Origin of the sequence: Wolbachia endosymbiont of Menacanthus eurysternus, assembly GCA_029715105.1 — a bacterium.
In the GTDB taxonomy this organism is placed as follows: domain Bacteria; phylum Pseudomonadota; class Alphaproteobacteria; order Rickettsiales; family Anaplasmataceae; genus Wolbachia.
This window is the reverse complement of record CP085695.1, coordinates 327,517-343,287: the sequence shown is the minus strand read 5'-3', so window position 1 is coordinate 343,287 and position 15,771 is coordinate 327,517. Positions and strand designations below refer to the sequence as shown.

10 protein-coding genes are annotated in these 15,771 nt (G+C 27.8%); 3 read left to right on the top strand and 7 right to left on the bottom strand.

Annotated elements, in window-relative coordinates:
- Nucleotides 1–610 precede the first annotated feature (610 nt).
- Nucleotides 611–3,412: an excinuclease ABC subunit UvrA gene (uvrA, locus tag LJI21_01355; GenBank protein WFW29937.1), complete on the top strand. Its 2,802-nt coding sequence runs from the start codon at nucleotides 611–613 to the stop codon at nucleotides 3,410–3,412.
- A gap of 255 nt (nucleotides 3,413–3,667) precedes the next feature.
- Here the strand turns inward: uvrA and prmC are convergent, their stop codons facing one another.
- Together prmC and LJI21_01345 are read right to left on the bottom strand one after the other, a co-directional pair.
- Nucleotides 3,668–4,510, bottom strand: coding sequence for a peptide chain release factor N(5)-glutamine methyltransferase (prmC, locus tag LJI21_01350; protein ID WFW29936.1), 843 nt, complete (start codon nucleotides 4,508–4,510; stop codon nucleotides 3,668–3,670).
- Between the two features lie 141 nt (nucleotides 4,511–4,651).
- The gene (locus LJI21_01345; protein ID WFW29935.1) at nucleotides 4,652–4,810 is read right to left on the bottom strand and encodes a hypothetical protein; all 159 of its coding nucleotides are present in this window, start codon (nucleotides 4,808–4,810) and stop codon (nucleotides 4,652–4,654) included.
- Here LJI21_01345 and LJI21_01340 point away from each other — a divergent pair.
- Nucleotides 4,803–6,710, top strand: coding sequence for a heme lyase CcmF/NrfE family subunit (locus tag LJI21_01340; GenBank protein ID WFW29934.1), 1,908 nt, complete (start codon nucleotides 4,803–4,805; stop codon nucleotides 6,708–6,710). The genes LJI21_01345 and LJI21_01340 overlap by 8 nt on opposite strands.
- Before the next feature lie 788 nt (nucleotides 6,711–7,498).
- Nucleotides 7,499–8,917, top strand: a complete 1,419-nt coding sequence (rho, locus tag LJI21_01335; GenBank protein ID WFW29933.1) for a transcription termination factor Rho — start codon at nucleotides 7,499–7,501, stop codon at nucleotides 8,915–8,917.
- A 45-nt stretch (nucleotides 8,918–8,962) separates the two neighbouring features.
- On the opposite strand, the gene gatB is transcribed toward rho, so the two are convergent.
- The 5 genes from gatB to thyX form a co-directional block, all read right to left on the bottom strand.
- Nucleotides 8,963–10,390 (bottom strand): Asp-tRNA(Asn)/Glu-tRNA(Gln) amidotransferase subunit GatB, encoded by a 1,428-nt coding sequence (gene gatB / locus LJI21_01330; protein ID WFW29932.1) that lies wholly within the window; start codon nucleotides 10,388–10,390, stop codon nucleotides 8,963–8,965.
- A gap of 553 nt (nucleotides 10,391–10,943) precedes the next feature.
- On the bottom strand, nucleotides 10,944–12,218 hold the full coding sequence (ispG, locus tag LJI21_01325; GenBank protein WFW29931.1) for a flavodoxin-dependent (E)-4-hydroxy-3-methylbut-2-enyl-diphosphate synthase: 1,275 nt from the start codon (nucleotides 12,216–12,218) through the stop codon (nucleotides 10,944–10,946).
- 111 nt (nucleotides 12,219–12,329) lie between these two features.
- Nucleotides 12,330–12,809 (bottom strand): TRP75-related protein, encoded by a 480-nt coding sequence (locus LJI21_01320; GenBank protein WFW29930.1) that lies wholly within the window; start codon nucleotides 12,807–12,809, stop codon nucleotides 12,330–12,332.
- Between the two features lie 325 nt (nucleotides 12,810–13,134).
- Entirely contained in the window at nucleotides 13,135–14,019 is an 885-nt protein-coding gene (gene murB, locus LJI21_01315) for a UDP-N-acetylmuramate dehydrogenase (protein WFW29929.1), read from the bottom strand.
- A gap of 883 nt (nucleotides 14,020–14,902) precedes the next feature.
- Nucleotides 14,903–15,769, bottom strand: a complete 867-nt coding sequence (gene thyX, locus LJI21_01310; GenBank protein ID WFW29928.1) for an FAD-dependent thymidylate synthase — start codon at nucleotides 15,767–15,769, stop codon at nucleotides 14,903–14,905.
- Between the last annotated feature and the right edge of the window lie 2 nt (nucleotides 15,770–15,771).

Below are 15,771 nucleotides of genomic sequence, written 5' to 3'. Positions count from 1 at the left end.
TTGTTTGCATACTACATCTATTAACCTAAATAAAAATTTTCTCATATATAAAGTATATTTTTATGAATTTAAATGAATTAGAAGCCTTTGTTTTCTTTGAAATATTTTTCTATTTGATTTATCTCATTTGACATCTAAAGTTTACTCTTTCTAAATACTGACAGATATATAATAGTACTAACACCTACTATTTATTTCACTTCTTCACATATAAATACATATAAATAATATAATGAAATAATTATATTTGTAGAACTCGTTAATTCTCTAAAATAATTAACCTTTATTTTTGCGTTATTATTATCATTTTTGTAAATTACAACTCATTTTAATTTTTTATATCCATTTTCGATTTGTTTAATCGAAATCTCTCACATTTTCTTTTACACTAAATCATGCTTTATAAAGCATTCTTATTTTTCAGTACTTACTGTATTTCTCTAATTTCATATTTAAGATTTTTTTTAATAAATTCATATTGCTGAATGTACTAATTATTGAATATTAATATAATTTATTTAATTAATTAGAATTCTTCTTCTCATAGCAAAATTACTATGAATTAATATAGTTATGGGCTATAATTTTAATGTCTAAAATGCCGTGATATATGGATAATTTTATTGGAATTAAGGGCGCAAGAGAGAATAATTTAAAAAACATAAATATCAACATACCCAAAAATAAGCTAGTTATCATAACTGGACTTAGCGGTTCTGGTAAATCTAGTCTTGCATTTAATACGATTTATGCAGAAGGTCAACGTAGGTATGTAGAAAGTCTTTCTGCCTATGCACGTCAATTTCTCAATATTCAAGATAAACCAGATGTAGATTCTATTACTGGTCTTTCTCCCGCAATATCTATTGATCAAAAATCTATTTCAAAAAATCCAAGATCCACAGTTGGAACTATTACTGAAATTTATGACTATCTACGCTTGATATATGCACGTATAGGAATTCCATATTCACCTGTCACTAAACTACCAATAACAAAACAAACTGTATCTCAAATTGTAGATATTGTAATGTCACTACCGCCAAAAACTAAAATATATATACTTGCTCCAATAATTCGTGGCAAGAAAGGTGAACATATTAAAGAAATAATAGAAATTAAAAAACAAGGTTATATAAGATTAAAGATAAATGATAGAGTATATGATGTAAATACTTTACCTAAATTAGATAAAAATAAAAAGCATGATATTTTTGTAATTATAGATAGAATGTCGATATCAAATAATATAGGAAATAGATTACCAAGTAGCATAGAATTAGCACTAAAATTGAGTCAAGGATTAGTATATGTAGATATAATAGACTTACCTAGTGATCATAATTCTAGATACAAAAGAGATCAAACTTTGGTTTTTTCAGAAAATTTTGCATGTCCAAAGTCTGGTTTTACTATTGAAAAAATAGAACCAAGATTCTTCTCTTTTAACAGTCCATACGGGGCGTGTCGTTCATGTAACGGACTTGGAAAGAAATTAACTATTAATATAAATTTAATAATACCTAACGAAACACTCTCAATATCTAATGGTGCTTTAAAAAAGGTGGAATCAATACTCTACCAAATAGATATAAATTATGAACTTCTAAAGAGAATAATTTTTTCACTGACTAAAAGTTATAAACTTAATCTTGATATTCCATGGAAAAATATAAATCAAGAAATAAAAGATATAATACTTTTTGGTTCTAAAGAAATGAAATTTAATGGTCTAGTCAATATACTAGAAAGTCAAATTAACAACTATAATAAAACATTTATCGATCAATATTGTTCTATTATTAATTGTAAAGAATGCAGTGGCTATAGACTAAAAAAAGAAGTACTCACGGTAAAAATCGATAGTAAACATATAGGTGAAGTATCTGAACTCAGTATCGATGAATCTCTTGAATGGTTTAAAACATTACCGAAAAAACTTACAGAACAACAAAAACAAATTTCAAATAAAATATTAAGTGAAATAATTAAAAGATTAACATTTTTGAAAAATGTAGGATTAAATTACTTAACACTAGGACGTGAGTCAAGCACCCTCTCTGGTGGTGAAAGTCAAAGAATCAGACTTGCTTCACAAATTGGCTCTGGTTTAACAGGAGTGCTGTACGTACTTGATGAACCCTCAATAGGTCTTCATCAATGTGATAACGAGCGATTAATTGCTACTCTCATGGATCTAAGAAATATAGGAAATACTGTAATTGTTATTGAGCATGATGAAGATACAATAATGTCTGCTGATTATGTAATCGATATTGGACCTGGAGCTGGTATAAATGGTGGTAGAATAATTTCCGAAGGAACACCAAGTCAAATACAAAAAGACTTAAAAAGTATAACAGGACAATATTTAAGTAAAAAGAAAATAATTTCAATTCCTAAAAAAAGAAAACAAGCAACTCAATTTATAAAAGTAATTAATGCATATGAAAATAATTTAAAAAATATAAATGTTGAATTTCCAATAGGTAATTTTATTTGTGTTACTGGAATATCTGGAGGAGGAAAATCAAGTTTAGTCATAGAAACATTATACAAATATTCAGCACACAAAATGTATCATTCATCTATAAAATATGGCAAATGTGATAAAGTAGACGGTCTTGAGTATATAGATAAAATTATAGAAATAGATCAGTCGCCGATTGGCAGAACTCCTGCCTCAAATCCTGCAACATATGTTGGTGTATTTACTCATATAAGAAATTGGTTTGCATGTCTTCCAGAATCAAAAGCACGAGGTTACAATGTAAGTAGATTTTCATTTAATACTAAGGGTGGAAGATGTGAAGCATGCAAAGGCGATGGATATCTAAAAATAGAAATGCATTTTCTACCTGATGTCTATGTTAAATGTGAAGAATGTAAAGGTAAACGATATAATCGAGAAACTTTAGAAATTACCTTTAACAATAAATCAATCTCCGATGTGCTTGATATGACAATAGATCAAGCTTGTATTTTTTTTAAAAATCTTCCGATAATAAGAGAAAAGTTAATTTCTTTACAAAAAATAGGACTTGGTTATATAACACTTGGACAATCCTCAGTAACGTTATCTGGAGGAGAGGCGCAACGAATAAAATTATCTAGAGAATTATCAAAACGATTTACTGGAAAAACGTTGTACATTCTTGATGAACCAACAACAGGGTTACATTTTGAAGATGTGAATAATTTGTTAAAAATTCTTCATAAATTAGTTGATTTAGGAAATACAGTTATAGTTATAGAACATAATCTACATGTTATAAAAACTGCAGATTATATAATAGATATTGGCCCAGAAGGCGGAATGAAAGGCGGAGAAATAGTGGCTATAGGAACCCCAGAAGAAGTAGCAAACACTTCGAAAAGTATTACAGGTAAATATCTTAAGCAATATTTATAAAATACGATGAAACTACACTAGTCATCAAATATTTAAATAATGTAGCTCTATATTTCGAATTCTATGTTAATTAATAACACATTAATAATACAAATGACAAGCAATTCTATTTTAAAAACTTATATTATAAGAAACTCACCTATCTCAAACAAGTCTACAACAAAACTATATGAGAAGAACTTATTTTTAATAAAAAAAACCATCAATAATCTTATTGTAATTGTAATAATAAATCCAAAAGAAGAACTAAATTATTTAATTAACTTGTTTAAGAACGATACATCTTTTCATTCCAGCGAAATCATATATATATTCTTGAAAAAATAATCCATATGAAGAAACTATTTTATCAATATCATTTTGATCCTCTCCCACCTCAAGGAAAGCTGCTCCATTTTTTTTTAGGCATTTTTTCAAAATTGGAAAAATACTTAAATAACAGTTTAACCCAGTAATACCACCGTCAAGAGCCATTTTAGGTTCTTTTTGTACCTCTATTTGTAAATTTTTTAACCTACTACTTTTAATATATGGAGGATTGCTAATTATGAGGTCAAATAAACCCCTACAATTTGTCCATGAACTTAAAAGTATTTTAGCCCTTTTAGACATATTATGTCTTTTTACATTCTGACAAGCAACTCTATATGCTTCTAAACTTTTTTCAAAGCCAACACCAACAGCATATTTATACTCATCAAGTATAGATATCAATAAACAACCTGTACCTGTACCCAAATCTGCAATTTTTAATTTTTGCCTCTTGTCTTGATAATACTTTAGTACTGCTAAAATTAGTGTTTCACTATCTGGTCTTGGATCTAAAACATGATTATTAACTATGAAATTTCCATTCCAGAATTCACGATTGCCTATTAATTGTGATATCGGATACCTTTTTGCTCTCTTTTTTATCAATTTCCAAAATAACTTTTCCCTTTCCATAGGTACTTGATTAGTATAGTTCATAACTATAAATGCTCTTTCTACGCCAAAAACATATTGCATAATAATCTCACAATCCAAACGTGGCGATTGCACTTTATAGCGCAATAACAATTCCGATCCTTCCTGAATTAAATCTCTAATAGTTTTCATATTTTCAAAATAACTTTTTGCAAAATATAAATTTCTATCTTTATACCCTTTTAACTATTATAAAATACCATAAGTAGAAAATTACAAAACATTTACTACTTTTTTATTAAAACTTTAATTCCTATCTTATTAAGAATAGTGTTATTCTAAATAACTTATATAAAATTTTATGCTCGAACCTGGAAACATACTATTACTAATAGCTTGTTTATTATCTATAATACATCTACTATTTCCAGATAATTTCCATAAATTTACTACCGTTGGTATATTTTTTTGTACATTAGCTTCAATGTGCATTTTGATATATTATCATATTACAGATAATTTTACATTTAAAAATGTATATTTTTATTCTCATACAACAAAACCTTTAATCTATAAAATCTGCAGTGTCTGGGGAAATGAAGAAGGGTCTATGTTACTTTGGACACTAGTGCTTACATTTTACTTATTTTTAATGAATATCTTTATTAATAACAACGAATTAAAAAAAATATCCTTGATTATTCAAAATTTGATTTGCTTCTGTTTTTTACTATTTACTTTATTTGAATCTAATCCTTTTATTAGAATGCCAAAAATTGAAACAGATGGTCTTGGTTTTAATCCAATATTACAAGATATTGCTCTTATTATTCATCCACCAATATTATATTTAGGATACCTAGGATCTAGTATTCCTTTTTCACTATCTATAACTAAACTTATTACAGGTACTAATGAAAAAATTTGGATTAAAACTATTAAATCTTGGATACTTATTTCTTGGTCACTACTCACCTTAGGAATTAGCCTTGGAAGTTGGTGGGCATATCGAGAATTAGGCTGGGGTGGATTTTGGTTTTGGGATCCAGTAGAAAATATTTCTCTCATGCCATGGCTACTTGAGGCCATACTTGTACATCTATTACCTATAGTGCATAATTTCAATGTTTTAAAAAACTTCGCTATTTTTCTTATACTCATAACTTTTATACTAAGCATAACTGGAACATTTCTAATTCGTTCCGGAATAATTATCTCGGTACATGCATTTGCCGATAATCCAAAATATGGATTATATATACTAATTTTACTTGGTATAATTTTAATTAGTAGTCTATTTATATTTATAGTAACTATAAAAAAGAAATGTTTATCTTTGATAAAGATTCGGTTTTTACTATCATTAGTATTAAAGTATAAAAAAAAAACAAACAACCAAAATATACAACAAATAGTAAAAAACAGAAAATTCCTTCCGCATTTTACATTAATTTTAATAAACAATTTACTATTTATAACTGCTTTTTTTATTGTACTTATTGGTACCTCATACCCCCTAATAGTTAAATATTTAACTGGTGAAATAGTATCAGTTGAAGCAACATATTATAATACTTTATTTAATCCTATTGCGCTAACTATCTTAGTTTTTGCAATAATCGGCCAATATTATTGGCATGAAAACAGTACTAATAACTCATTATTAATATTCTATAAATATAAACTGTCATTTTGTAGTGCTATAGCTATTTTACCATTCATACTTCATATGAATCTGATGATTATATTATCAATTATCATTTCAACTACACTACTGATCTCTCTTTTAGAGGGATTTTGTAAAAAAATTCTCTTATCAAATATAAAATTTAATAAATCAATTTCATTAGCAAAAAAAAAATCAAAATCTTATTATGCAATGATATTAGCTCATGCTGGAATAGCAATTTTAACACTTGGTATAGCAATTTTAACTGGTTGGCAAGAAGAAAAAGAAAATTATCTAAAAATAGGTGATAGTATTATAATTAACAAATTCAAAGTCACTTTACGAAACGTTGAATTAATAAAAAAGAAAAACTTCCACGCAATAAGAGGAACAATGGATATTAAAAATATATCGAAAAATAAAATTCTTGATATAGTAACTCCTGAATATAGATTTTATTTTGTAGAAGGCCAAAAAAACACTGAATGTAGTATTTATCACAATTTATTTTATGATATCTATGTTATAATAGGTGAAATAGATAAAAGCAAAAACAAAATTTTTGTTAAAATATACTATAAACCAGGAATGCCGATAATTTGGCTTGGATCGTTCTTTATCTTTTTTGGCATTCTGCTTGCTGCCTTACCTATATCGCAAAAAAATTTGACAAAATACTATTTTATATTTACTGTATATTTACATTATTTTGTGATAATTTAATAACTTGTATACTACATTAAATCATTTATATTCCGTAATGAAGATGAAAGTTTATATTTAGTTCTTCTAGAATTTTATCTATTAATTAAAAATAGTTTCTATAAAATAATTTAACTTTTCGTCGTTTCATTTTACTATTTTAAGTACTACCGGATCTCTTAACTTATAAAAAATTATTTAAAATTAAAATAGTAACAAAACAATACAAGATGAAGCTATTTTAATGTTTGGAAACCTAACACGAAAGATTACCTATAAATAATGAAATTTCAAAACTAGAAAGGTTTAAATAAAAAATAACAAAAGATTAAGCTAACAAAACCTTTTTATTTGTAAAAAATTGAAACAAAATATTCTAAATGGATAGAAGTACTGAATACAATTTACTTTTTAATTAATGATTTTGTTTAACCAAAATTTATTACTATAACTAATCAATACATTAGCAATAAAACGAATAGCAGAAAATAAAATGGCTCAGCAATAAAATTGCTATATCAGAAATTAAAACCTTTTACTAATGCTGATTATATAGTTAGAAATTTCTAAATAGGAAAACAAAACCCATGTAGCTGTTACGCTCTACGCTATCCATTTTAGCTCGTTTATCATCTTACTTTTATATATATATTATATAAATTAACTTGACTCGTCAACTATTATACTGATATAATAGCGCATAAAGTGTTTTAGCTTAAATTGATTTAATACTCCGAAGATCTGGGTTTCGGTTATTGTCTTTTGGACACATTTTATCTTATAAGTATCATTTAAAATGATGGAGGATTATGATAACAATCAACGAAGATATCTTAGTAAAAGAAAAAGAGAAGGTTACAACCACTAGATTGGAATTAGAAAAAACAAGTGAACAAATTAATAGTATTGCTAAACAAACAGTGAATGAGCGTGTAAAAGAAAATAGAAAGACGCTGGATTTAAGTGAACTAAGAAAGAAAACAGCAGATGAGTTGTTAGACTTAGCTGAAGAAAAAAAAATTTTAACAAACGGTAGGGGTAATGGCAGAATGCTAAAGCAGGAAATGATATTTAGTTTAATGAAAAAAATGAGCGAAGAAGGTGGAATTACTACAGGAAGCGGAGTAGTGGAAATATTACCTGACGGTTTTGGTTTTTTACGCTCAGCAAGTGCTAATTATGCACCTAGCACTGATGATGTATATATTTCTAATGGACAAATAAAGAAATTCAATTTACGTACTGGAGATATGGTATGCGGAGAAATTAGACCGCCTAGTGATAAAGAAAGATATTTTACTTTAACTAAAGCTCAAAGTATAAATTCTACTGAAGTTGGTGAGCTAAGAAAATACGTTCACTTTGATAATTTACTACCTCTCTATCCGGAAGAAAGATTAATTCTTGAAAAAAGCAACTGTTTAGACAATAAGAAAGATATAAGTATGCGAGCTACTGATATAGTTGCACCACTCGGAAAGGGACAAAGAGCATTGATAGTTGCTCCACCTCGCACGGGAAAAACAATGCTATTGCAACAAATGGCTCATTCCATAGCTGTAAATCATCCAGAAATAGAATTAATGGTATTACTTATAGATGAAAGACCTGAAGAAGTTACAGATATGATTCGTTCTGTAAAAGGTGAGGTAGTTAGTTCTACATTTGATGAACCAGCTTATCGTCATGTACAGCTTGCTGAAATAGTAATAGAAAAGGCTAAAAGAATGGTTGAACATAAAAAAGATGTTGTAATTTTACTGGATTCTATAACCCGTCTTGCACGCGCTTATAATGCTGTTATCCCTTCATCTGGAAAAGTTCTGACTGGTGGTGTAGACTCAAATGCGTTACAAAGACCAAAACGCTTCTTTGGAGCAGCACGTAACATTGAAAATGGCGGCTCTTTAACAATAATTGCCACTGCTCTTATAGAAACTGGTTCTAAAATGGATGAAGTTATTTTTGAAGAGTTTAAAGGCACCGGGAATGCTGAAGTAATTCTTGATAGAAAACTTGCTGATAAGCGAATATTTCCAGCTATTGATATTACTAAATCTGGAACTAGGAAAGAGGAGTTATTGATTAATAAAGCTATCTTGAATAAGATATGGGTGTTACGTAGAGTTCTTAATCACATGGGGTCTATTGAAGCGATGGAATTTCTACGTGATAAATTGCTTTTGACAAAAAATAACGCTGATTTTTTTAACTCTATGAATAACTAGATATCAACTTAAAATTTTCACAGTATCATTTTATACCCGTGAAAGTTAGGAATTCGCCATTAACTTTTTGCTTAAAATTTGATCCATAATGCTGGGACTAATTCTTCCTCCTGTAAGTTTCATAATTTTACCGACAAAGAATCTATACAATTTCACTTTACCATTTCTATATTCTTGAACCTTATCTTGATTTTCATAAATAATTTTATCTATGATTTTAGATATTTCCTCTACATTAGTTATTTGTTTTAAATTACTTTCTCTTATAATAGAGGACGCTGATTTATTAGTTTCAAACATAATATCAAAAACTTGCTTACCAAGTTTAGTAGAAATCGTTCCATCAGAAATAAAATCTAAAAGCTCAGATAAGGCATTTGCCTTAACTGGAGAATTCTCGATATCAAGACCTGCTTTATTTAAGCGACCAAAAAGTTCTACAGTAATCCAGGTAACAGCAAGTCTTGAATCATGTCTTTTTATCAATTCTTCAAAATAATCAGCAATCGCTTTATCAGAAGTAATTATATCTGCATCGTATTCACTAATACCTAACTCTTTAATATATCGCAATTTTTTTTGATCTGGTAACTCAGGTAAAGATGATTTAATAAAATTAATCTTATCCTGACTTACTTCGACAGGTAGTAAATCAGGTTCAGGAAAATATCTATAATCATTTGCATTTTCTTTATTTCTCACTATTTTTGTTTCCCCTAAAACAACATCAAATAGTAAAGTATCCCGACTTACTTTTCTTCCACTTTCTAAAATTTTAATCTGTCTTTGTATTTCATAATCTATAGCCTGTGCTATATAACGCATTGAATTTAAATTTTTTATTTCGCATCGAGTACCAAATGTAACACTACCCTTTTGATGCACAGAAACATTTGCATCACAACGAAGTGATCCCATCTCCATATTACCATCACAAGAACCAATATAACGTAAAATTTGTCTAAGTTTCTTTACAAATTCTACAGCTTCTGCTGATGAACAAAGGTCAGGCTTAGAAACAATCTCCATTAAAGCAATTCCTGCACGGTTCAGATCTACATAAGTTTTATTCTCCCCATGAATACTCTTCCCCGCGTCCTGTTCTAAGTGGATTCTAGCAATTCTTATTTCTTTTTTATTTTTAATAAAAATCCTACCATTTTTAACTATAGGATTAAAATATTGAGTTATTTGATAGCCTTGTGGCAAATCAGGATAAAAATAATTTTTTCTATCGAAATGAGAACACTTATTAATTTCCGCAGAAAGAGCAAGGCCTGTACGTACTACTTGTTCTACTAAATAATAATTTAATATTGGTAATGTACCCGGCATCGCTGCATCAATTAAAGAAACCTGAGTATTATGTTCAGCACCAAACTCAGTTGATGAGTCAGAAAATAATTTTGCCTTAGAAGAAATTTGAGCATGCACCTCAAGTCCAATTACCGCCTCCCAATTTTCTTTTATCACACTTGCAATCCAAAAACTAATTTATTCCAATAATTTGTAAATTAACATAAAAGTTAAAATAAAACTCGTATTTTATAATTTATACACATATAATATACTATAATTCCACATATAAAATTAGCAAAGATAAGTCTATGACAAAATTATCTGTATTTGAATTCTCTTTTAATTTATCTACCCTTAAGGGCTGTTATAAGGTTTATAATTTTAAATTTGTAATAAAAGTCAAATAATAAATCTATAAAATAAACAACTAACTTTTCATTCATTTCTCTACTTATCATATAAAGTAATTTAGTATTTTTTAAAACTTTTATTTCAAAATAAACAACTTATAAGGTTAACTTATAAATTAAAAATAATGTTACAAAATTGTAGTTTAACATCCACAAACACCAAAATGAGTAACAAAATAAAAATCCTAATGCAAATTTTAATAAAGGTAAAGCGATTAGACCCTCTAATAAAAATTTTTTTTACTATAAGAATCTAAAATAATTTAGATAGCAATTTGTTTCCTTGCTTTAACAATAGCAATATTTTTAAAATTAAACTAAGTAAAATTTTCCTCTACATAATTATCAATTATTGTTTTAAATTCTCCAAAAATGTCACTAGTTCGCAAAGTTTTAAAAAATTTACCATCCTTATAAACTGCTGAAACTGATTTTTCTCCATACCCTGACAAGCTAATTCCTAAATTTGCATGTTTACTTTCTCCTGGACCATTTACTATACAACCCATAACAGCAATACTCATACGTTCAACACCTGGATTTTGTTTCCTCCAAGTTAACATGCGAACTTTTATATAATCATTTATTTTCTCTGTTAATATCCGAAAGCGATCACTATTTGTGCGTCCACATCCTGGACAGGAATTAACCTGAGGATTAAAATAACGTAAACCTATAGATTGTAATATTTCCTGACATACTATTACTTCATTAATTCTTGACTCATTAGAGTGTTGAGTTAAAGAAGCACGTATAGTATTTCCAATGCCATTTTGTAATAAATAAGTAAGCCCTGCAGTAGTATTTATCACACCTTTATTACCCATGCCAGCTTCAGTTAAACCTAAATGCAAAGCATAATTAGAATGTCTCGCAAGCATTGTATAAACTGAAATCAAGTCTTTTACTCTACTAACTTTACATGAAATAACTATTTTGTTTGCGCTAAGACCAATTTTTTCTGCCTTTTGTGCACTATTTAATGCCGACATTACAAGAACTTTCCGCAATAAAACGTCAGAAGATTTCAAATGATCGAACAAGAAATTTCTATCCATAATTTTTTGTAAAAGATATTTATCAAGACTTCCCCAATTTACTCCGATTCTAATTGGAATATCATATTTTATTGCATATTCTATAACTCTTTCAAATTTTTTATCACGTTCCTCACCAAAACCTATATTACCTGGATTTACTCTAATTTTGCCAAGCATGCTAATATTATTTGGATAACTTCTAACTAATCTATCTAATTCATATTGTCCACAACCTACTAACATTTTAGCGTCAAAACCCTTTTTATTTATTTCTTCTACTATAAAAGGTATCGCTTTCACTACTTCTTCTGAATTTAAAGCTATTCTTACTAACTCAGAACCTGCACATGCAAGCTCTATTATTTCTTTTGCATACCGTTTAGCACCACCCTTTATATCATTAGCATCTATATATGTACCAAGTGCCATAGATTGAACAACTACAGGATTATTTCCTCCTATTTTCACATGTCCAACGTTTACAGTATGAGTATCATGTCTAGAAATAGATTCATCATTAAAACAATAATCTGCAAAATCTCCATCTAACACAAATAACTCCTCAAACCTAGAACCTTCCTGACTTATATTTTAGGCAATTTAAACCATTTTATAAATCAATAATAGTAAATCACGTACTCTCAAAAATCCTTAAAATACCTTCTAAGACACCTCCTCTATCATTGGATTAACTCTCTCTTCTATTTTGTCTTCAAATTTTTCGCTCTCATGCTGAATCTGATGGTCTATAAATACTGCTCCTTTCAAGCACGCAATATTAATACCATATTGGTTTATCATTACATTATTATCATTACCATTTTCACTTGCACAAACTACCACATTATCTAATTTGTCAAGAATAGTAACTTTTCTCTTCTTTAATTCTTTGATCAAGTTCTCTCTATTTATGCTAGCATTAATAACTTTAGCTTGCAATTTCTTTTTCTTCATAAGTTCTCTACGTTTCTCATACAATATATATGACTTGACAAAGTCTTCATCTTCATAAAAATGTGCACCACCAGGATTGCCTTGTGGTATATATTTTTTACTAAATCCCACTTTAGATTTAGCTCCAACACTATATGAAATAAAAATACTAAAACAAAAAATCAATATACAAAAATTCTGAACATACATATGAAATGTATCAAACACTCTCATTTAAAATATATAAAACGACAAACAAATTTTAAATAGATTAAGGCCCTTACCAGACAACTTTATAAAAAGACTCCCCTTAATTTTCTTTTATTTTATCCCTATCCTATTTCTATTCTAGAATACTTAGTACAAAATAACAATAAATAACAACAAAATAATAAATCAAAAACTAAATATGGATTAGCATTATAAGCTAAATTAATAAATCTGCAAACACTTTCAGAAACTAAAAAGATTTTAACTTTCAAAATCTCGAAAAATCTCGAAAACTATAAATATATATATTTCTAAAATAGAAACTTTATAAGTTACCCAAAACTCTTATTTCCCACTCAAGTTCAATATTAAACTTATCTCTTACTATATTTCTTACATTATTACCAAGACTCTCTAAATCACACGCAGTTGCATTACAATAATTCAGTAAAAAATTACAATGTTTACTAGAAACCTTAGCTTTTCCATTATTTAATCCACGACAACCAGATTTATCAATTAACCTCCATGCTTTCTCACTCTTTGGATTTTTAAACATACAACCTGCAGTCTTTTCTCTTATCGGCTGACTTTTATTTTTCTTATCAAGAATATCTTTAATCTTGTGAAATATAATTTCATACTCCGAATTTACTCCCGTAAATTCGGCTTCAATAAAAATCCACCGCCCCGTCAAATTATGTCCGCGATAAAAATAACCCATTTCACTACTAGAAAATTCATATAAATTACCATCCTCTAGACTCACAGCTTTTATAGATTTTACAATACCTGCAATATCACCTCCATATGAGCCTGCATTCATTTCCAATCCACCACCAACTGTACCTGGAATTCCAACTAAAAACTCAAATCCACTAATTTGTTGCTCCATTGCAGAATAAGCTAGATTAGTAAGCAAAGCTCCACCGCCAGCAATAATAGAATTATTATTCTTATATTTAATATATGCAAATTCCTTACCTAATTTTACAGTTATACCTCGAATCCCGTTATCTCGTACTATTATATTAGACGTTGCACCAATAATATTAATTGTCAGCTCAGTACTTTTAATTAAATACATTAAACTTTGAATATCACGTGGTTTGAACAAAACATCGACCTTTCCTCCAACTCTTAACCACGTTACATTAGACATCAAAACATTATAGCGACAAATGCCAGATACTTTAGGTAAATTTAACATCTTAAATTGTATTTTATTGAAACAATTATTTTGTTGACTATCTTGTTTAATACCTCAATAAGGTTTCATTATTAAACCATACTTTATAATCTAAATATTATCAATAATTTAAATTTCAGTTTATCTAACATAAACAAAACCCGTTATTTAACTTAATTAAGTTTAAAAGAAAATTAATAAATATCTTAAACACACTAACAGAAATTATACTTTTAAACTATGCTTTAAAAAATGGCTCAGATTAATTTCCTCCATTAAATTTATTACACTACTTTTCTTTTTCTCTCATATCTAAACTTGATAAATGTATTTGATTGTGGATATTACAAATTATATATTCATAATACCCTTTCATAAAACCAATATTAATCCATATTTTCAAAATTCAAAATAACCAAACATTTATAAATTAATCTAGATAGAAATCATATAAGCATAATGTTGTAAAATTTCCCAACTGTAATATTACAATATTTATAAATAATACAACAATAAAAGCATACTTAATTAGTATTAATAATCTATTGAATTAAAAAATTCAACGATCAATCTAAATTGGAGCGAAGCTGCTATTTTACTGTTAACACTATATAATAGTGATCAAAAACCAAATAAAAACTTTAAATATCTTCAATTATCATATCAAATTCCCCATTAAAAAGAATAAAGAGAGCGATAATATAAATCTATTAAGATTAAATTCACAATCTATTAGTTCTAATTTAGAATTTTTCAACATAACTTTACTAGAAAGTATCACTAAAAACATATCTTATACAAATATTTTACATAAAACAAACCAAATAAAACTTAAAATTACCTTATACATAAATGTTTTGGTAAAATTTGAATTACCCTCTATATAAATAACACACATATATTTTTAAAATTTTTTATCAAGTATTGACATCAATTCATCCCATTCTCTATCACTAACAACTCCATCTTCTTTAGTAACATTTTCTCGTCTGATTAATTTTCGTATTATACCTAAACCAGCTTTTGAAATATGAATAGATTCCAAGCAATATTCAACAAAGGCTTTATACGTTATTGGAACCCATTTTTTTACTATATCTAACATAACTTCTGCATATACTCTAATCTCATACTGAGCATGCTTATTAACTCTAAGCTTTAAAAAATGAAGAAGATTATGTAAATCTATTTTCCAATAAAATTGGGTATAATAATTAAGCATTAGATTAGTTCTTGAAATTTCTTTTGCAAGTTTTTGCTGAATAAATCTTTTGTAATGAGAATACACTAAATTAGAGTCTTTTATTAATGAATTTATTATTTCTTTTGAAAAAGATAAGTCAAAAACTTCGCCGCTACCCTGTTTATTACTATCAGACTGCTTTGCAATGCGCTCTGGCTTTGGTATATAAAACTCGTTATCCAGTATTGAATATCTTGTTGAATATTCATTTACATTTGCAGTTCTATGCCTTATCCATTGTCTTGCAATAAAAATAGGAAGTTTTACATGAAATTTAATTTCACACATCTCAAATGGAGTTGTATGATTGTGTCTCATTAAATACCTTATAAGTGCTTCATCTTGACTAATTTGTTTTGTACCTTTTCCATAGGAAACACGAGCAGCTTGAACTATAGCGTTATCAGATCCCATATAATCTATTATTCGAATAAATCCATGATCTAATACTTTATATTTCTCATAAAGAATTTTATCTATTTCTTTTACTGTAGTTCTCTTGGTTAAATAACTCTTTCCATCGCCCATAA

Excerpts from the sequence above, each read along its gene's own strand:
- rho (WFW29933.1), top strand. The coding sequence starts at position 7,499 with ATGATAACAATCAACGAAGATATCTTAGTAAAAGAAAAAGAGAAGGTT.
- LJI21_01345 (WFW29935.1), bottom strand. The coding sequence starts at position 4,810 with ATGCACATTGAAGCTAATGTACAAAAAAATATACCAACGGTAGTAAAT.
- LJI21_01320 (WFW29930.1), bottom strand. The coding sequence starts at position 12,809 with ATGTATGTTCAGAATTTTTGTATATTGATTTTTTGTTTTAGTATTTTT.
- murB (WFW29929.1), bottom strand. The coding sequence starts at position 14,019 with ATGTTAAATTTACCTAAAGTATCTGGCATTTGTCGCTATAATGTTTTG.
- thyX (WFW29928.1), bottom strand. The coding sequence starts at position 15,769 with ATGGGCGATGGAAAGAGTTATTTAACCAAGAGAACTACAGTAAAAGAA.
- LJI21_01340 (WFW29934.1), top strand. The coding sequence starts at position 4,803 with ATGTGCATTTTGATATATTATCATATTACAGATAATTTTACATTTAAA.
- prmC (WFW29936.1), bottom strand. The coding sequence starts at position 4,510 with ATGAAAACTATTAGAGATTTAATTCAGGAAGGATCGGAATTGTTATTG.
- uvrA (WFW29937.1), top strand. The coding sequence starts at position 611 with ATGGATAATTTTATTGGAATTAAGGGCGCAAGAGAGAATAATTTAAAA.